This window comes from Janibacter melonis, from assembly GCF_020567375.1.
Taxonomy (GTDB): Bacteria; Actinomycetota; Actinomycetes; order Actinomycetales; family Dermatophilaceae; genus Marihabitans; species Marihabitans melonis.
The window spans coordinates 432,239-450,778 of the sequence record NZ_JAJBZM010000001.1 but is presented as its reverse complement, the minus strand read 5'-3'; the positions used below and the strand labels follow the sequence as shown (position 1 = coordinate 450,778).

At 73.6% G+C, this 18,540-nt stretch carries 14 protein-coding genes; 10 read left to right on the top strand and 4 right to left on the bottom strand.

From position 1 onward, the window contains the following. Nucleotides 1-222: a DUF7455 domain-containing protein gene (locus LIV55_RS02110; protein ID WP_123091918.1), complete on the bottom strand. Its 222-nt coding sequence runs from the start codon at nucleotides 220-222 to the stop codon at nucleotides 1-3. A gap of 285 nt (nucleotides 223-507) precedes the next feature. On the opposite strand from LIV55_RS02110, the gene LIV55_RS02105 reads away from it, so the two are divergent. The 4 genes from LIV55_RS02105 to LIV55_RS02090 all read left to right on the top strand — a co-directional run bounded on the left by LIV55_RS02105 (nucleotide 508) and on the right by LIV55_RS02090 (nucleotide 6,949). Then, the gene (locus LIV55_RS02105) at nucleotides 508-2,664 is read left to right on the top strand and encodes a DNA gyrase/topoisomerase IV subunit B (RefSeq protein ID WP_191564013.1); all 2,157 of its coding nucleotides are present in this window, start codon (nucleotides 508-510) and stop codon (nucleotides 2,662-2,664) included. Nucleotides 2,665-2,667: 3 nt separating this feature from the next. Continuing rightward, complete coding sequence (locus LIV55_RS02100; protein ID WP_229299038.1) at nucleotides 2,668-3,795, top strand: M20 family metallopeptidase; 1,128 nt, start codon at nucleotides 2,668-2,670, stop codon at nucleotides 3,793-3,795. After that, nucleotides 3,785-5,206: an aminotransferase class I/II-fold pyridoxal phosphate-dependent enzyme gene (locus LIV55_RS02095; protein WP_229299037.1), complete on the top strand. Its 1,422-nt coding sequence runs from the start codon at nucleotides 3,785-3,787 to the stop codon at nucleotides 5,204-5,206. Before LIV55_RS02100 ends, LIV55_RS02095 begins: the two co-directional genes overlap by 11 nt. 285 nt (nucleotides 5,207-5,491) lie before the next feature. Continuing rightward, nucleotides 5,492-6,949, top strand: coding sequence for an APC family permease (locus tag LIV55_RS02090; RefSeq protein ID WP_123091914.1), 1,458 nt, complete (start codon nucleotides 5,492-5,494; stop codon nucleotides 6,947-6,949). Between the two features lie 91 nt (nucleotides 6,950-7,040). Here LIV55_RS02090 and LIV55_RS02085 read toward each other — a convergent pair whose 3' ends face one another. Continuing rightward, the gene (locus LIV55_RS02085; RefSeq protein WP_229299036.1) at nucleotides 7,041-9,476 is read right to left on the bottom strand and encodes a DNA gyrase/topoisomerase IV subunit A; all 2,436 of its coding nucleotides are present in this window, start codon (nucleotides 9,474-9,476) and stop codon (nucleotides 7,041-7,043) included. 179 nt (nucleotides 9,477-9,655) lie between these two features. Here LIV55_RS02085 and LIV55_RS02080 point away from each other — a divergent pair, with 179 nt between their 5' ends. From LIV55_RS02080 to LIV55_RS02055, 6 genes are read left to right on the top strand one after another with little or no spacing between them, the layout of a single operon-like run. Beyond that, nucleotides 9,656-10,189, top strand: a complete 534-nt coding sequence (locus LIV55_RS02080) for an RNA polymerase sigma factor (RefSeq protein ID WP_205473773.1) — start codon at nucleotides 9,656-9,658, stop codon at nucleotides 10,187-10,189. Then, nucleotides 10,186-11,553, top strand: a complete 1,368-nt coding sequence (locus tag LIV55_RS02075) for a hypothetical protein (RefSeq protein WP_229299035.1) — start codon at nucleotides 10,186-10,188, stop codon at nucleotides 11,551-11,553. The genes LIV55_RS02080 and LIV55_RS02075 overlap by 4 nt, the downstream gene beginning before the upstream one ends. 42 nt (nucleotides 11,554-11,595) lie before the next feature. Beyond that, the gene (locus LIV55_RS02070; RefSeq protein ID WP_229299034.1) at nucleotides 11,596-14,265 is read left to right on the top strand and encodes a bifunctional acetate--CoA ligase family protein/GNAT family N-acetyltransferase; all 2,670 of its coding nucleotides are present in this window, start codon (nucleotides 11,596-11,598) and stop codon (nucleotides 14,263-14,265) included. Nucleotides 14,266-14,314: 49 nt separating this feature from the next. Continuing rightward, nucleotides 14,315-14,911, top strand: coding sequence for a DUF5998 family protein (locus LIV55_RS02065; protein ID WP_123091999.1), 597 nt, complete (start codon nucleotides 14,315-14,317; stop codon nucleotides 14,909-14,911). A 2-nt stretch (nucleotides 14,912-14,913) separates the two neighbouring features. Further along, nucleotides 14,914-16,062, top strand: coding sequence for an alkaline phosphatase family protein (locus LIV55_RS02060; protein ID WP_157090101.1), 1,149 nt, complete (start codon nucleotides 14,914-14,916; stop codon nucleotides 16,060-16,062). Nucleotides 16,063-16,073: 11 nt separating this feature from the next. Beyond that, entirely contained in the window at nucleotides 16,074-16,748 is a 675-nt protein-coding gene (locus tag LIV55_RS02055) for a thymidine kinase (protein ID WP_191681544.1), read from the top strand. Between the two features lie 49 nt (nucleotides 16,749-16,797). Here the strand turns inward: LIV55_RS02055 and LIV55_RS02050 are convergent, their stop codons facing one another. Further along, a complete protein-coding gene (locus tag LIV55_RS02050) occupies nucleotides 16,798-17,193 on the bottom strand; it encodes a hypothetical protein (protein ID WP_229299033.1) in 396 nt (131 codons plus the stop codon). A 4-nt stretch (nucleotides 17,194-17,197) separates the two neighbouring features. After that, the gene (gene sepH / locus LIV55_RS02045) at nucleotides 17,198-18,496 is read right to left on the bottom strand and encodes a septation protein SepH (protein ID WP_267492230.1); all 1,299 of its coding nucleotides are present in this window, start codon (nucleotides 18,494-18,496) and stop codon (nucleotides 17,198-17,200) included. Between the last annotated feature and the right edge of the window lie 44 nt (nucleotides 18,497-18,540).

Below are 18,540 nucleotides of genomic sequence, written 5' to 3'. Positions count from 1 at the left end.
TCAGCGCTCGTCGTCAGCGGCGAGAGCCGGCGTCACCTCGAGTCGCTCGCTCTGGTCGTCGATGTCGGCCAGGTCGCGCAGCTTGGGCAGGTGCTCACGTCCGTGGTGGGCGCAGAAGAAGAGCTCACCGCCGGCGTGGAGCCGGGCGCGGACGTAGGCCTGAGCCCCGCAGCGGTCGCAGCGGTCGGCCGCGGTCAGGGGAGAGACCAGGGTCGCGTTCACGTCGTTCCTTCTTTCGGTGACACTTGCTCGAGACCGGGGGGTCTCGAGGTGTCCAACAGTCAAGCACGCCGATCCCTTCCCGAGGGGCATCGGCCGCGTGAGGCGCGTCCCTTGTCCAGGCTCCGGGACGGCTCCGCGCCGTCGAGGGGCCGGCCGAGGTGACCGCCGAGGGGTGGCCGAGGGTCCCCCTTCGCGCGCCTGCTCGGGTTGTCAGAGGGGCCGGACTACCCTGCACGTGGCGGACGCATCCACCCCGCCGACCGAGCCGAAGGACGTACCGACCCCGTGCCAGCCGCGACCAGGACCGCCGCCAAGAGGGCGAGCAGCAAGACCGCCCAGGACTACACCGCGCACCACCTCCAGGTGCTCGAGGGGCTCGAGGCGGTCCGCAAACGGCCCGGCATGTACATCGGCAGCACCGACAGCCGCGGTCTCATGCACTGCCTGTGGGAGATCATCGACAACGCCGTCGACGAGGCCCTGGGCGGCCACGGCGACCGGATCGACGTCGTCCTGCACCGTGACGGCTCCGTCGAGGTCCGCGACCAGGCGCGCGGCATCCCCGTCGACATCGAGCCGCGCACGGGGCTCACCGGTGTCGAGGTCGTCTTCACCAAGCTGCACGCGGGCGGCAAGTTCGGCGGGGGCAGCTACACCGCGTCCGGCGGGTTGCACGGCGTCGGCGCCTCCGTCGTCAACGCGCTCTCGGCGCGGCTCGACGTCGAGGTCGACCGGGCGGGCAAGACCTACGCGATGTCCTTCCGCCGCGGCGAGCCCGGTGTCTTCTCCGACGTCGCGGGCTCGGAGGGCGCGAAGGACCCCGAGCACGACTTCACGCCGTACGAGAAGGGCAGCGAGCTCGCCGTCGTCGGCAAGGCGAAGCGGGGCGCCACCGGCACCCGGATCCGCTACTGGGCCGACCCGCACATCTTCCCCACCGAGTCCGGCTTCGACTACGACGCGCTCGTCGCCCGGGCCCGGCAGACCTCCTTCCTCGTGCCCGGGCTCACCCTCGTCATCCGTGACGAGCGCCGCCTGCCCGGGACGAAGGGGGAGGACGGCCCGGTCGAGGAGGTCTTCGTCCACGACGGCGGCATCGCCGAGTTCGTCGACTTCCTCGCCCCCGACCCTGCGGTCACGGACGTGTGGCGGCTCCAGGGCAGCGGCACCTTCACCGAGACCGTCCCCGTGCTCGACGCCTCGGGGCACATGTCCCCGACCGAGGTCGAGCGCGAGTGCGGTGTCGACATCGCGCTGCGGTGGGGCACCGGCTACGACACCCGGGTGTCGAGCTTCGTCAACATCATCGCGACGCCGAAGGGGGGTACCCACCTCACCGGCTTCGACCAGGCGCTGCTCAAGGTCTTCCGCAAGCAGCTCGAGGTCAACGCGCGCAAGCTCAAGGTCGGCTCGGACAAGGTCGAGAAGGACGACGTGCTCGCCGGCATGACGGCGGTCGTCACCGTCCGCCTCGCCGAGCCGCAGTTCGAGGGCCAGACCAAGGAGGTGCTCGGCACGTCGGCGGTGCGCACCATCGTCGCCAAGGTCGTCGAGACCGAGCTCACGGCGCAGCTGACGAGCACGAAGCGGGGCGAGAAGCAGCAGTCCGCCCAGCTGCTCGAGAAGGTCGTCGCCGAGATGAAGTCGCGCATCAGCGCGCGGGTGCACAAGGAGACGCAGCGCCGCAAGAACGCGCTCGAGAGCTCGACCCTGCCGCCGAAGCTGCGCGACTGCCGCAGCAACGACGTCGAGGCGACCGAGCTCTTCATCGTCGAGGGCGACTCGGCGATGGGCACGGCGAAGGAGGCCCGCAACAGCGAGTTCCAGGCGCTGCTGCCGATCCGGGGCAAGATCCTCAACGTCCAGAAGGCCGCGATCGGCGACATGCTCAAGAACGCCGAGTGCGCCTCGATCATCCAGGTCATCGGCGCCGGCTCGGGGCGATCCTTCGACCTCGACGCGGCCCGCTACGGCAAGGTCGTCATCATGACCGACGCCGACGTCGACGGCGCCCACATCCGCACGCTGCTGCTCACCCTCTTCTTCAACCACATGCGGCCGCTCGTCGCGGCCGGGCGGGTCTATGCCGCGGTGCCCCCGCTGCACCGCATCGAGGTCGTGCACCCCGGGTCGAAGAAGAACGAGCTCATCTACACCTACTCCGAGGCCGAGATGCGCTCGACGCTCGCCGGCCTGCAGAAGAAGGGCCGATCGATCAAGCAGCCCATCCAGCGCTACAAGGGCCTGGGCGAGATGGACGCCGACCAGCTCGCCGAGACGACGATGGACCCCGCCTACCGCACGCTGCGCCGGGTCACCCTGGCCGACGTCGACGCGGTCGCCGAGGTCTTCGAGCTGCTCATGGGCAAGGACGTCGACCCGCGTCGCGAGTTCATCGTCTCCTCGGCCAGCGAGCTCGACCGCGAGCGCATCGACGCCTAGGCCATGACGGACCCGGGGCCCGCGGCGGTCGCCCTGCTCGAGCAGCTCGTCGCCGTCGACAGCGTCAACCCGGGGCTCGTGCCCGGAGCTGCGGGTGAGCGGCGCGTGGTCGCGCACCTGCGCGACCGGCTCGAGGCCGCCGGTCTGGTGACGACCGTCGTCCCGGCGCCGGGCCTGGACGACCGGCCGAGCCTGCTCGCCATGCCCCGAGGTGGCGCGGACCTGCCCACCGTCGTGCTCAACGGGCATCTCGACACCGTGGGGGTGAGCGGGATGGACGCGCCCTTCGAGGCGCGGGTCGAGGGCGACCGGCTGCTCGGGCGCGGCGCTGCGGACATGAAGGGCGGCATCGCCGCGGTCGTGGCGGTGGCCGAGCACCTCGTCGCCTCCGGGGCGCCGGTGCGACCCGTCCTCGCGCTCGTCGCCGACGAGGAGGACGCGAACCTCGGCAGCCAGGCCGTCATCGACGTCCTGCGGCACCGGGACGTCCGGCCGGACGTGTGCCTCGTCGCCGAGCCCACGGACCTCGCCCTGTGCCGCTCGTTGCGCGGCTTCGCCGTCGTCCGGGTCGAGCTGCCCGGGCGCGCCGCGCACAGCTCTCAGGCCGAGCTCGGCGTCAATGCCGTGACCCACCTCGGTCGGCTCCTGCACGCCGTGGACGCACGGGCCGACGCCGTGCGCGCGGCCGGCGGCGACCTCATGGTGACCGTCGTCAGCGGGGGGTCGTCTCCCTTCGTCGTCCCGGACCGTGCGTCGTGCGTCGTCGAGATGCGGCTGCCCCCGGACCGGGGGAGCGAGGAGGCGCTCGACGACGTCCGGGCGCTCCTCGACCCCGCGTGGAGCGCGACCGCCGAGCTCGTCGCGCACCGCGACGGCTGGCGGCTGGACGCCGACGGGCCGGCCGCCGACCTCGCGCGACGGCTGGGCGGGGCGCTCGGCACGGGAGCGACCTTCGACGCGCCGTACTGGATGGAGGCGCCGATGTGGCAGCAGCTGTGCCCCACGCTCGTGTGCGGGCCGTCGGGCGGCGGGCTCCACGCCGTCGACGAGTGGGTCGACCTGGGTCAGGTGCGCGCGCTCGCCAGGACCCTCGGCGACGTCCTCGTCGGGTGGGCGCGCGATGCCGGCTGACCCCCGCGGCCTGCGCGCCGACGCCCCCCTGCTCGACGCGTGGCTGCGCCAGCGCGAGCACCCGCCCACGCCCTTCACCATCCCCGGCCACAAGCAGCGCACCGATCTCGTCGGCGACGTCGTCGCCGGTGACGTGCCGCTCTACGCCGGCCTCGACACGATGAAGCTCACGACGGGCGTGCTCGTCGAGGCCGAGCGGCGGGCCGCGCGGCTGTGGGGAGCCGACGTGTGCCGCTTCTCCACCGGCGGCGCGACGCACGCCAACCAGGCGGCGGTGCTCGCCGTGGCCGGGGACGGCGACGAGGTGGTCGTCAGCCGGACCCTGCACCGCTCCGTGCTCGTCGGGCTCGTCCTCGCCGGGCTCACGCCCGTGTGGGTGCGGCCCGATGTCGACGCGACCACGGGGCTGCCGGCCGGGGTGTCGCCGTCCAGCGTGCGCCGGGCGCTCGCCGAGCACCCCCGGGCTCGCGCAGTCCTCGTCGGCGACCCGTCGTACGTAGGCACGACCGGCGACGTGGCCGGGCTGGCCGCGGTCGCCCACGAGCACGACGTGCCGCTCGTCGTCGACGCGGCGTGGGCCGCGCACTTCGGCTTCCACCCCGACCTGCCGCGGCACGCCCTGCAGCTGGGGGCCGACCTCGTCGTGACGAGCGCGCACAAGACCCTGCCCGCGTGGAGCCAGGCCGCCCTCGTCCTCGCCCGCACCGAGCGGGTCGACCCGGCCCGGCTCGACGCCGCGGTCGAGGCCGGGGCGACGACAAGCCCCGCGGGCGCGGTGCTCGCGAGCACCGATGCCGCCAGGGCGCTGCTGGAGCGCGACGGCGGGGAGCTGCTCGGTCGCGCGATCGAGGGCACGGCGCGGGTGCGCGACCGGCTCCGGGGGGTCGAGGGGCTCGTCGTGCTCGACGGGCCCGACGTCGACCCGCTCAAGCTCACCCTCGTCCTCTCCGGTGCCGGGGTCGACGGCAACGCCGTCGAGGCCGACCTCATCGCCCGGGGCATGCCCGTCGAGTCCGCCGACCGCGACGTGCTCGTCGCGGTCGTCTCGCTCGCCGACGACGCCTCGACGCTCGAGCCGCTGGGCGACGCGCTCCTCGCGTCGTTGAGCAGGCACCGGGGCGCGCCGCGCGCCGTCACCGGGCCGGCGATGTACCGCGTCGAGCCGGTCGTCGCGATGTCTCCTCGGGCGGCGTGGTTCGCCCCGGAGGAGGCGGTGCCGCTCGCCGCGGCGGTGGGCCGGGTGTGCGCCGAGCTCGTCGCGCCCTACCCGCCGGGCATCCCGGTGCTCGCCCCTGGTGAGCTCGTGACCCAGGACAGCCTCGACGCGCTCGACCAGGCGCGGCGGGCAGGGGTCCGCATCGCCTACGCCGCCGACCCCACCCTCGCCACCCTGCGCGTCGTGTCCCGCTGAGCCCCCGCGACGGGGCATCAGTCCCGGCGGGTCGGGGTGCGACGGTGGAGCCCTCGGTGGTCGAGGTGCGACGGGGGAGCCTCGAGACCCCCTTCGTCGGGACCGGTGGTCTCGAGGCTCGGGCGCTGCGCGCCCTTCGCACCTCGACCAGCGAAGGGCTCGGCCACCGTGGGGGTCACGAGTGCGACACGCCGGGCGCGACGTTGTTGCCCCGACCGGTGATCTGGGCCACGGTTAGCCACACTCCGGACGTCCGTCTGCGAGCACGCACACCTGGGAGGCCACATGTCCGAGACCGCCACGTCGGACCCCGGTACCGGGGAGGAGCGCACCGAGCTGCGCCGGGTGATGGGGCCCAAGCTCCTCCTGCTCTTCATCGTCGGCGACATCCTCGGCACCGGCGTCTACGCGCTGACCGGACAGGTCGCGGCCGAGGTCGGCGGCGCCGCCTGGGCGCCCTTCCTCGCGGCCTTCGTCGTCGCGACGATCACCGCCTTCTCCTACCTCGAGCTCGTGACGAAGTACCCGCAGGCCGGTGGAGCCGCCACCTTCATCCACAAGGCCTTCGGCATCCACTTCGTCACCTTCATCGTCGCCTTCGCCGTCATGTGCTCGGGCATCACCTCGGCCTCCACCGCGTCGAACGCCTTCGCCGGCTTCCTGCGCGACGGGATCGGTGCCGACTGGGCGGCCGGCTCGACGCCGCTGCTGCTCATCGCGCTCGGCTTCATGGCCCTCGTCGCGGCGATCAACTTCCGCGGCGTCGGCGAGAGCGTCAAGGCCAACGTCGTGCTCACGCTCGTCGAGCTCTCCGGTCTGCTCCTCATCATCTTCATCGGTCTCTACGCCGTCACCCAGGGCAAGGCCGACTTCAGCCGGGTCGTCGTCTTCGAGAGCCCGAGCGACAAGTCCACCTTCTTCGCCGTCACGGCGGCCACCTCGCTGGCCTTCTTCGCGATGGTCGGCTTCGAGGACTCGGTCAACATGGCCGAGGAGACCCAGGACCCCGTGCGGATCTTCCCGAAGGTCATGCTCACCGGCCTGGGCATCACCGGTCTGATCTACGTGCTCGTCGCGATCACCGCGGTCGCGCTCGTGCCGGTCGGCTCGCTCATCGACCCGGAGAAGCCCTCGGCGCTCACCCAGGTCGTCGCCGCGGGAGCCCCGGGCATCCCCTTCGACAAGATCTTCCCGTGGATCGGCATGTTCGCCGTGGCGAACTCAGCCCTCATCAACATGCTCATGGCCAGCCGGCTCGTCTACGGCATGGCGCGCCAGGAGGTGCTGCCGCGTCCGCTCGGCATGGTCCACCGCGGCCGCCAGACCCCGTGGCTGGCGATCGTCTTCACGACCGTCCTCGCCTTCGGCCTCATCACCTACGTCGTGCGGGCCAACGGCAGCGAGGAGGGCGCCAGCACGGTCTCGCTGCTCGGCGGCACCACCGCGCTGCTCCTGCTGTGCGTCTTCACCGTCGTCAACATCGCCGTCCTCGTGCTGCGGCGCGACCACGTCGGCCGCGCGCACTTCAACGCGCCGACGGTCCTGCCCGTCATCGGCGCCGTGCTCTGCGCCTTCCTCGCCGGTCCGTGGGCCCGTAGCGAGGAGCAGCAGCAGCAGTACGAGATCGCCGGCGGCCTGCTCGCCGTCGGTGTCGTCCTCTGGGCGATCACCTGGGTGGTCAACCGGGCGGTCTACGGCAAGCGCACCTTCATGCGCGACCCGGAGCACATCGACCACGACTGATCCACCGATCGCACGACGACGGGCCGGGGCATCTGCCCCGGCCCGTCGTCATGTCCGCCCGTCGGGCGCGGCCGTCACCAGCCCCCGGCGCTCACCAACCTCCGATGCCCCCGATGGCGCGCTGGGCAGGCGTGCCCGAGCCGTCGCGGCGGCCGTCGGCCTCGGGCAGGTCGACGGCGACGCCGTTCGACGCGCTCGCGCGCGCGTCGGCCCGACCGGCCCAGGCGAGGAGCAGCGTGTCCTCGCCGCCGCGGAAGCGGTGCGCCCGCACGCCCGCGGTCGCGCGGCCCTTGCCCGGGTACTCGGCGAAGGGGGTGACCTTGATCGCGCCCGGGTCGGTCCCGGGCAGCGCGTCGGAGGACCCGCTCACGGTGACGACGACGTTGTCACGCGCGGGGTCGACCGCCCCGAAGTGGATCACCCGAGCGCCGGACGAGAGGCGGATGCCGGCCATGCCGCCGGCGCCGCGACCCTGCGGTCGGACGGTCGAGGCGGAGAAGTGGAGCAGCTGGGCGTCGCTCGTCACGAAGACGAGCTCCTCCTCGCCGGTGCGCAGCTCGACGGCCCCGACGACCTCGTCGCCGTCCTTGAGCGACACGACCTCCCACAGCGCCCCCTTCGGCACCTCCGGGGAGACCCGCTTGACGACACCGCTCGCGGTGCCCAGAGCCAGGCCGGGGGAGTCCTCGGCGAGGGAGAGCAGCGTGAGCACCCGCTCGTCGGCGCCGAGGTCGACGTAGGCGCCGACCGGCGCGCCGCCGGAGAGGGAGGGGGCGTCGTTCGTCGGGGGCAGCGTCGGCAGCTCCAGGGCGCTCACCCGGGCGACGCGGCCCGCGCTCGTCACGACCCCGATCTCGCCGCGGGCGGTGCTGCGCACCGCGGAGACGACGGCGTCGTGGCGCGAGCGCGAGCCCTCGCGGGACGGCTCCTGCTCGCTCGTCGTGCGGGCGAGCAGCCCGGTGCTCGACAGGAGCACCCAGCACGGGTCGTCGCTCACCTCGAGCGGGGTGCTCGTCGCCGTGGGCGTGCCCGCCGACTCGAGCAGCACAGTGCGGCGCGGGGTGCCGTGCTGCTTGGCGACCTCGGCGAGCTCGGAGGACACGAGGCGGGTGAGCACGCGCTCGTCGCCGAGGATCTCCTCGAGCTCGGCGATCTGGCGGCGCAGGTCCTCCTGCTCCTGCTCGAGCTCGATCCGGGAGAACTTCGTCAGGCGGCGCAGCTGGAGGTCGAGGATGTAGCTCGCCTGGACCTCGCTGAGGTCGAAGACCTCCTGGAGGCGCTGGCGGGCCGTGCCCGCGTCGTCGCTGCCGCGGATGAGCTGGATGACCTCGTCGATGTCGAGGATCGCGACGAGCAGGCCGTCGACGAGGTGCAGGCGGTCGCGCTTCTTGCCCAGCCGGTGCTCGGTGCGGCGGCGCACGACGTCGACCCGGAAGTCGACGTAGACCGTCAGCAGCTCCTTGAGGCCCATCGTGCGGGGCGTGCCGTCGACGAGGGCGACGTTGTTGATGGAGAAGCTCTCCTCCATCGGCGTCAGCTTGTACAGCTTCTCGAGGACCGCCTCGGGGTTGAAGCCGTTCTTGATCTCGATGACGAGCTCGAGGCCCTTCGTGCGGTCCGAGAGGTCCTTGACGTCGGCGATGCCCTCGAGCTTCTTGCCCTGGACGCCGTCCTTGATCTTCTCGATGACCTTCTCGGGACCGACGAGGTAGGGCAGCTCGGTGACGACGATGCCCTGCCGGCGCGGCGAGACCTTCTCGACCCGCACGGTGGCCCGGGTGCGGAAGCTGCCGCGACCGCGCAGGTAGGCGTCGCGGATGCCGTCGAGACCGACGATGCGCCCGCCGCCGGGCAGGTCGGGACCGGGCACGAAGCGCATGAGGTCGTCGAGCGAGCACTGCGGGTGGGTGAGCAGGTGCCGGGCCGCGCCGATGACCTCGACGAGGTTGTGCGGCGGCATCTGGGTGGCCATGCCGACGGCGATGCCGGTCGTGCCGTTGACGAGGAGGTTGGGGTAGGCCGCCGGCAGCACCTCGGGCTGGGTGAGCTGGTCGTCGTAGTTGGGGACGAAGGGGACGGTGGACTCGTCGAGGCTGGCGACCATGAGCAGCGCCGCGGGCGCCATCCGCGCCTCGGTGTAGCGCGAGGCCGCGGGGCCGTCGTCGAGCGAGCCGAAGTTGCCGTGCCCGTCGACGAGCGGCAGCCGCATGGCGAAGGGCTGGGCGAGGCGCACGAGGGCGTCGTAGATCGCGGTGTCGCCGTGCGGGTGGTACTTGCCCATGACCTCGCCGACGACGCGGCTGGACTTCACGTGGCCGCGCTCGGGGCGCAGCCCCATCTCGCTCATCGAGTACAGGATCCGGCGGTGCACCGGCTTGAGCCCGTCGCGGGCGTCCGGCAGCGCGCGTGCGTGGATCACCGAGACCGCGTACTCGAGGAACGCGCCGCGCATCTCGTCCGCGACGTCGATGTCGACGATCCGCTCCGGGACGGGGGGCGGCGCGGGGGTGGTGGTGCGGCGGGCCATGCGTGCGGGTGCTCCTTCGTCGGGCAGGGGAGGACCCCATCTTCGCCGATCGCACCGTCAGCCCCGTGATGACACCCCGACGGCGGGTCGCGGGGTGCCCGCCTGCGCCGCCGGGGGGACTCTGCCAAGATCACCCCGAACCACGCAGGGGGCTGCGGCGTCTCACAGGCATGACCGCCATGAGCATCGTCCTCCCGAGGAGCGAAGGGGTGACGATGGCGCGAGCCCGCACGGACGTCGATGCGGAGCTGCGGGAGGTCTACGACGCGCACTACGGGCGTCTGGCGGGCTGGACCAACCGTCTCGTCGGCGACCCCGATCTCGCCCACGACCTCGCGACGGAGGCCTTCGTCAAGCTCGTGCGCGAGTGGGGCCGGGTCGACGAGCCCAAGGCGTGGCTCTACGCGGTGACCGCCAACCTCGTGCGCGACCACTGGCGCAAGCGCGGGCGGGAGCACTCCGCCTACCTGCGTCACGAAGGGGGAGCCCCGGCCGAGGGGCGGGACGACCCCGACGTCGCGACCCAGGTCTCCGTGCGCACCGCCGTCCAGTCGCTCCCCGACCGGCTGCGCGTGGCGGTGCTGCTCTACTACTTCGCCGACCTCTCCGTCGGCTCCGTCGCCACCCAGCTCGGCAAGTCCGAGGGCGCGGTCAAGCGCGACCTCTTCGAGGCCCGCAAGTCCCTGGCTGCCATGCTGGAGGGCGCCCGATGATCCCCCGTGACGAGCACGACGACCTCGAGACGTTCGGCAGGCTGATGGACGACCCCACGCGGCGCGACGACCCCGTCGACGCCTTCTTCGCCCGTGAGCGCGAGCTCGTCGAGGACCTCCCCGGGCACGACGTGCACCTCCAGGGCGTGCTGCGCGCCGGTCGGACCGGTCGGCGTCGCTCCACCGGCTGGCTCGTCGCCGGGGCCGCCGCCGTCGCCGCCGTGGCGACGGCCGTCGGCGTGGGGATGCTCGGGACCGGTCAGGAGGAGCTGCGACCGGCCGGCGACCCGACGACGGTGAGCCTGCCCGAGCCGAGCGAGGCGACGACCCCGGCCCCGACCGCCTCACGCGCCGAGCCGGCCGACGGCCAGCTCCTCGCCCGCTCGGTGAGCGCCGGCGACGACCGCACCCGCGCGGTGCTCGGCGAGGCGCGGTGCAGCGCCGAGACCACCTGCCCGCTGCTGCTGCGCACGACCGACGACGGCCAGAGCTGGATCAACACCGCCGCCCTGCCCGACCTCTCCGTCGCCCCGCCCGGCGGGATCGCCGTCGCGCCCGACCAGGTGGGCATCCTGCGCTGGGCGAGCGCCGACACCGGCTACCTCGCCGGGTCGGTGCTGCGACGCACGACCGACGGCGGCACGACGTGGGCCGACATGCCCTACCCGGGCGGCACGATCGTCGCCACGGAGGTCGCCGACGGCGTCGTGCACCTCGTGAGCGCGGGGGAGTGCACCGAGCAGGGGTGCGCCGGCCCCCTTCGCGTCTACCGGGCCGGCACCGGTGACAGCAGCGCCGACGTCGTCGTCCTCGACGAGGACGTCTCGGGCATCACCGGGGCACAGCTCGTCGTGCGCGGGCCGCGCGCCTACCTCTCCGTCGGCACCGCCGACGGCAGCCGCACCTACCGGATCGGCGAGCAGGCCGAGCACCTCGAGCCGTGCGACGAGGGCGACAGCGTCTTCTTCGGCACCCCGGCCGACGGCGAGGGCCCGCTGAGCGCGCTGTGCGGCACGCCCGGGGACGACGGCGGCACCTCGATCCGGGTGCGCACCTCCACCGACGACGGGGTCACCTGGTCGCCGGCGAGCCCCTCGGTCGCCGTCGGCGGCACGGTCGCCGGGTACGCCGAGACCCAGCCCGGGACGGCGGTCGCCGTCACCCGGGGCGAGGCCGGAGGCCGTGCCCTGCGCACGACCGACGGCGGTGCGAGCTGGCGCGTGGCGAAGGCCGACTCCGTCCAGTGGTCGTGGGTCGCCGCGGGCGGGGACGACCGCGTCTACGGCCTAGCGGACGACTCCGAGGGCTTCCTCGAGAGCACCGACGGCGGCCAGTCCTGGCGGGTCGAGGTCCTCGCGCCCTGAGCGTCGCGCTCGACGGGCGAGGGGCATGGCAGGATCGGACGCATGAGCGAGGCGCTCCCACCGGGGTACCCCCATCTGGCCGAGGCTGACGTCGTGCTGCGCGACGGCACCGTCGCCCGGCTGCGACCCATCCGTCCGAGCGACGCCGAGGGCATCCACCGCTTCCACGCGGGGCAGTCCGAGGAGTCGATCTACCTGCGCTTCTTCGCGCCGATCCGGCGGCTGAGCGAGCGCGACGTCGAGCGCTTCACGAATGTCGACTACGTCGACCGGATGGCGCTCGTCGCGCTCATCCGCGACGAGATCATCGGGATCGGCCGCTACGACCGGATCGCGCCGACGAGCGCCGAGGTCGCCTTCAACATCAGCGACCACTACCAGGGCAAGGGCATCGGCTCGGTGCTCCTCGAGCACCTCGCGGCGATCGCCCAGGAGCACGACATCACCCGCTTCGAGGCGGAGGTGCTCCCGCAGAACCGCAAGATGCTCTCCGTCTTCTCCGACGCCGGGTACGAGGTGAGCCGACGCTTCGAGGACGGCGTCGTCATGCTCCACTTCGACATCGAGCCGACCGCGCAGTCGTTGTCGGTGCGCTTCGCCCGCGAGCACCGCGCCGAGGCAGAGAGCGTGTCGGCCCTGCTCCACCCGCGCAGCATCGCCGTCGTCGGCGTGAGCCGGCGCGAGCGCGCGATCGGCCACCAGGTGATGCGGCACGTCCTCGACGGCGGCTTCACCGGCGAGGTCTACCCCGTGAACCCCGAGGCCGACCGCCTGCTCGGGGTGCCCGCCTACCCGAGCATCACCGACCTGCCCGAGGCCGTCGACCTCGCCGTCGTCGCCGTGCCGGCGAGCGCCGTGCCCGGGGTCGTCGAGGAGTGCGCGGCGAAGGGGGTCCGCGGCCTCCTCGTCATCTCCTCGGGCTTCGCGGAGGAGGGCGAGGAGGGCACGGCGCTGCAGCAGCGGGTGCTGCGCGTCGCGCGCGACAACGGCATGCGCGTCATCGGGCCGAACTCCTTCGGCATCCTCAACAACGACGAGGCGGTCCGACTCAACGCCAGCCTCAGCCCGACGACCCCGCCCGCCGGTCACCTCGGGCTGTACTCGCAGAGCGGTGCCCTCGCGGTCGCGAACCTCGACTCCGCCGCCCGACGCAACCTCGGGGTCTCGGTCTTCCTCTCCGCGGGCAACCGCGTCGACGTCTCCGGCAACGACGTCATGCAGTACTGGGTCGACGACGACAGCACGCACGCCGTCGGTCTCTACCTCGAGTCGATGGGCAACCCGCGCAAGTTCTCGCGGATCGCCCGGGCGCTCGCGATGACCAAGCCGGTCATCGTCGTGAAGTCGCCGATGGAGGAGGTGCCGGGCCACCGGGTGCGCTCCACGACCGTGCGCCCCCACGCCTTCCGCGCGATCATGGCGCAGGCCGGTGTCATCCACGTCGAGAACGTCCACCAGATGTTCGACGCCGCCCAGCTGCTCCTGCACCAGCCGCTGCCCGAGGGCAACCGGGTGGCCATCGTCTCCAACTCCCACCAGCTCGGCACGATCAGCGCCGGCAGCGCCGCGGCGTGGGGGCTCGAGGTCACCCACGGGCCGGTGTCGGTGCGCACGGAGGCCACGCCCTCGGAGTTCCGGGCCGCGGTCGACGCCGCCTTCGCCGACGAGCAGGTCGACAGCGTCGTCGTGTCCTTCATCCCTCCGATCGGCGCCGTCGAGCACGACGTCGTCGAGGCCGTGCGCTACGCGGCGAAGCGCTCGAGCAAGCCCTGCGTCGGCAACCTCCTCGGCATGCGGGGCGTCGACACCGGGTCGCTCGTCGCCGAGGACCCCGGCGCGAGCTCGGGGGACGTGCCGCGCGAGGCGGTGCCGCTGTACGCGATGCCCGAGGACGCCATCCGCGCGCTCGGCCTGGCCACGCAGTACGGCCGGTGGCGCACCAAGGACAAGGGCGAGCCCGTCGTGCGCGACGGGGTGCGCCGCACCGCCGCCCGAGAGCTCGTCGACTCGGTGCTCGCCGAGTACCCGGAGGGGCGCGCCCTCACCGACGACGAGTCGCACGACCTGCTCGCCGCCTACGGCATCGACCTGTGGCGTCGCATCGAGGTCGCGAGCGCCGACGAGGCGGTCGCCGCCGCCGCGGAGGTCGGCCACCCGGTCGTGCTCAAGTCGCTCTCGCCCCTGGTGCGCGGGCACTCGCTGCTCGACGCCGTGCGTGTCGACCTCACCGAGCCGGAGCACGTGCGGGCGGCCTTCGAGGCGATGGACGCCCGGCTGGCCCCGCTCGACGCGAACTACTTCGTCGTCCAGCGGATGGCGCCGCAGGGCACGTCGTGCGTCCTCGGGACCGTGGAGGACCCGCTCTTCGGCCCGGTCATCTCCTTCAGCCTCGCCGGTGCGCCGACCGAGCTGCTCGACGACATCGCCTACCGCATCCCGCCGCTCACCGACGTCGACGTGCGCGAGATCGTCGACGACATCAAGCTCGCGCCCCTCCTGCACGGTCACAAGGGCGCGACCCCGGTCGACCGGGCCGCGCTCGAGGACGTCCTCGGGCGGCTGTCGCTCATGTCCGAGGACTTCGTCGAGATCGCCTCCGTCGTCCTCGACCCGGTGATGGCCCACGGCAAGGGGGCGAGCGTCCTCGGGGCCCAGATCCACCTCGCCCCGCCGCTGCGCCGCAAGGACCCCGGTCGCCGGGCGATGACCTGAGCCCTGCGGGTGGTCCGGGGTGTCCTCGCCCTGCGGCAGAATGGGGGTCATGTCCCAGGTGCCCACCGATCTCACCAGGATCGTCCTGCCGTCCCCCCTCCTCGACGCGATCGCGCGGGCCGGGTACTACCCCGACCTCGTCGCCGACATCATCCGCGCCGCCGTCGGCGAGGAGGAGGTCATCTCCCACCTCGTGCACCAGGAGACGACCTTCGACCAGGAGTCGGTGCGCCGGCACATCACCGCGCTGGTGACGACGAGCACCCGCCTCGTCATCGCCCACGCCGACGACTTCCCCGACGACGAGACCTCGCGCGAGGACGTCGCGACCGCGACGACCGAGTGCATCCCCCTTCGCGCCGTGCGCGGGGTCATGCTCACGCACGTCGTGCCCAAGCCGAGCGAGTACGTGCCCGGGTCCCTCGGGCGCGAGCTCACCCTCACCGTCGGGTGGGGCACCGTGAGCCGGGTCGACCTGCTCCCCGCCGTGTGCGCGGACCCCTCGTGCGACGCCGACCACGGATACGAGGGCACGATCGCCGCGGACGACATCTCGCTGCGCATCAGCGCCGAGGCCGAGGGCAGCGGCGCGCTCGACGCCGCGGTGACCTTCGCCCGGGATCTCTCGGCTCGCGTCGGCGTCTGAGCGTGCCCCCCGCCCCGGCCCTGCCGGTCGTCGGCGACGGTCTGCTCGACCGCCTGCTGCCCAGCGTCGCGACGAGCCTCGGGGTCGCCGGGCTCGCCCGCCCCGGTGACCGGGTGCTCGAGCCCGCACGGCGCGCCGTCGTCGTGCTCGTCGACGGGCTCGGCGCCGAGCTCCTCGCCCGGCGGGGAGGTCATGCCCCCTACCTGCGCGGGCTCGCCGCGGCGCCCGGCTCGCGCTCGGTGGCCTGCGGCTTCCCCTCGACGACCGCGACGTCGATGGCGACCTTCGGCACCGGCCGGCTCGCGGGGGAGCACGGCCTCGTCGGCTACGAGGCGTACGACCCGGCGACGGGGCGCGCCTTCAACGAGCTGTCCTGGGAGGACGGCCCGGCCCCTCGCGCCTGGCAGCCGCACCCGACCGTCTTCGAGGCCGCGTCGGCGGCCGGGGTCGAGGCGGTCCGCGTCGGGCCGGGCTTCTTCGACGGCTCCGGCCTCACCGAGGCCGCCCTGCGCGGCGGCCGCTTCGTCGCCGCCTCCAGCCTCGCGCAACGGGTCGACGCGACCCTCGCGGCGCTGCGCACCCGCCCGCGAGCCCTCGTCTACCTCTACTGGGGCGACCTCGACAAGGTCGGGCACGTGCACGGCTGCGGCTCGTGGCAGTGGGGCGAGGAGCTCGAGGCGGTCGACGCCGAGCTGCGGCGGCTCGCCGCCTCGCTGCCGCCCGACTGCGCGCTGCACGTCACCGCCGACCACGGCATGGTCGACGTCGCGATGGACCGCCGTCTCGACGTCGCCCACGAGCCCGATCTCGCGGCCGGGGTGGCCGAGGTGTCCGGCGAGCCGCGCTCGGTGCAGCTGCACTGCCTGCCCGGCGCCGTCGACGACGTCCTCGCGGCATGGCGGGGACGGCTGGGAGAGGACGCCGTCGTCGTCACCCGCGACGAGGCCGTCTCGGCCGGGTGGTTCGGCCCCGTCGAGGACCGCGTGCGGCCCCGGATCGGCGAGGTGGTCGCGACGATGACCGGCGAGCTCGCCGTGGGGGACTCCCGCCGTCACCGTCCCGAGCTGCTGGCCCTCGTCGGCCTGCACGGGTCGGTCACCCTCGACGAGGTCGCCGTGCCGTGGCTCTGCGCGCCGGCGCGACGGGCCTAGGCTGTCCGACCGTGGCTGAGCTCGTCTTCTTCTCCGGCACCATGGACTGCGGCAAGTCCACCCTCGCCCTCCAGATGGACCACAACCACCGCGCCCGCGGCCGCGAGGGTCTGATCTTCACCCGGCTCGACCGGGCCGGCGACTCGGTGCTGTCCTCGCGCCTCGGCCTGTCGACCGGCGCCGTCGAGGTCCACGAGGAGCTCGACTTCTGGGAGGTCGTCGTCGCCCAGCTGACGAGCGGGGGCAAGGTCGACTACCTCATCTGCGACGAGGCGCAGTTCTACTCACCGGCCCAGGTCGAGCAGCTCGCCCGCGTCGTCGACGAGCTCGACATCGAGGTCTACGCCTTCGGCATCATGGCCGACTTCCGCACCCAGCTCTTCCCGGGGTCGCAACGGCTCGTCGAGCTCGCCGACCGCACCCAGGTCCTCCAGGTCGCCGCGCTGTGCTGGTGCGGTGCCCGGGCCACCCACAACGCCCGCGTCGTCGACGGCTCGATGGTCGTCGAGGGCGAGCAGGTCGTCGTCGGTGACACGACCGACGGGACCCAGGAGGTCGAGTACGAGGTGCTCTGCCGTCGTCACCACATGCGCCGGATGAGCTCGCACGCGGCCCACGCCGCCGCGCTCTCGGCCGACGTCCTCCCCTTCGACCTCGACGCCTGCCCGGTGCCGCCGCGCGCCTGAGGGCCCCTGAGGTCGCCGCAGAGGCGGTGCCGGCCCGGGGCGGGGTCGATCAGATCCAGAAGGTGACGACGAGCCTCATGAAGCTGACGAAGCCCTCGAGGCCCCCGCCGACGAGGACGACGGCGGAGACGACCCACCAGCCCCACCGCCAGGCGAGCCCGGCGGTCGTGCGGCGGGCCGGGGCGCGCATGACCGCCCAGTGGCGGTTCTGCGCGAGCGGCCCGTAGCGGCCCGCCCCGTCGGGGGCGAAGGGGGCCCACGGGTCGCCGAGGGCGCGTGCCCGCAGCAGCTCGGTGAGGACCGGGCGGAAGAAGACGACGGGCACTCCGACGAGCACGAGCCCGAGGCCCAGGCTGAAGACGACGAGCATGATGCGCACGCCCCAGACCAGCGCGGTGAGATCGGTCTCGAGGACGAGCGCAGCCGTCGTGGCTGCAGCGGTCACCGGGTCACTCGCCGCGCTTGGCGCCGAACATCACGTCGTCCCAGCTCGGGACGCTGGCGCGACCCTTGCGGCGACCGCCGGAGCTCTTGGGCCCGGCAGCAGGGGCCTCGGGGGCCGGGTCGGGCTCGGGCTCGGGGTCCGGGTCGGGCTGGGGGGTCGTCTCGGCATCCTCCGGTGCGCCCACCTCGACGTCTGCCTCGTCCGGACCCGCGGCCGCCGAGGCCTCGGGCTGCGGTGCCTCGGGTCGAGATGTCTCGGCCTCCGGGGTCTCGGGCTCCTCGTCGGCGTCCTCGCCGACCGGCTCGGGCGTCGTGTCCTCGAGGACGTCGGCCTGCGCCGGCGCGTCGGCGGGAGGTGCCCCGCCGTCCTCGACGCCCGGCTCGGCCGGCTCGACGACCGGCTCGACCTCGAGCAGCTGCTCGCTCTGCTGGGGGCCGGTGGTGTCCTGCGGCTCCACGACCTCGACCGGCTCGGCGGCCGCAGCCGCACGATCCTCGTCACGGGGGTGGACCCCCTTCGCCCCGGGCGGGAGCTCGGTCGGCAGCGGGGTGCCGGCCTCGTCGCCCTCGAGGGGGAGCGGGGGCTCGACGTGGTTCGGGCGGCGACGGCCACGACGGCGGCCACGGGCCGCCTCGCGCATCGAGGCCATGAGCTCGTCGGGCTCGCGTCGCTCCTGGGCCTCGACGTCGAAGACGGCGGTCGGCCGGTGGGGGGTCGGCACGGCGCTCTCGGCGGCGTCGGCCTCGGAGAGCCAGCGCGCCTCGTCGTTGGCGGCGACGACGCTCATGCCGGCCCGGTCGAACCACCAGCGCGCGGTGCGCTCCTTGCCCCCTGCCGCGAAGGTCACGGTGACGCTCCACTGCCCCTCGGCGTCACGCGAGGAGTCCCACAGGACGGCCTCCTCCGGCACGCCGCGCGACGCCAGCCGCGAGGCAGCCCGGCCGCCGAGGGTCTCGTCGGACCCCGAGCCCTGGCCGCGCACGCGCACCCGCTGGGCGGCGCTCGCGACGTGCTGGCGCTCGTCGAGCACCGGGCCCTCGAAGCGGGCGATCTTCTCCATGCTCCAGCCCGTGCGGGCCGCGACCTCCTCGCTGGAGGCCCCGGCGCGGATCATCGCCTGCACCTCGCGCGGGCGCACGGTGCTGTCCATCTCGATCTGCAGCTGCCCGAGGCGCGGACGATCGCGGCGCACGGCGGCGCGCAGCTGGTCGTCGATGCGGACGCGGTACTCCTGGCCGTCGCCGTCGGCGACGACGAGGTGCTCACCGTCGCCGTGCACGCCGATCAGTCGAAGGTCTCGCATGACTGTCCTCTCAGCTCTTCGGGGGTCGGGTGCGACTCTGCCAC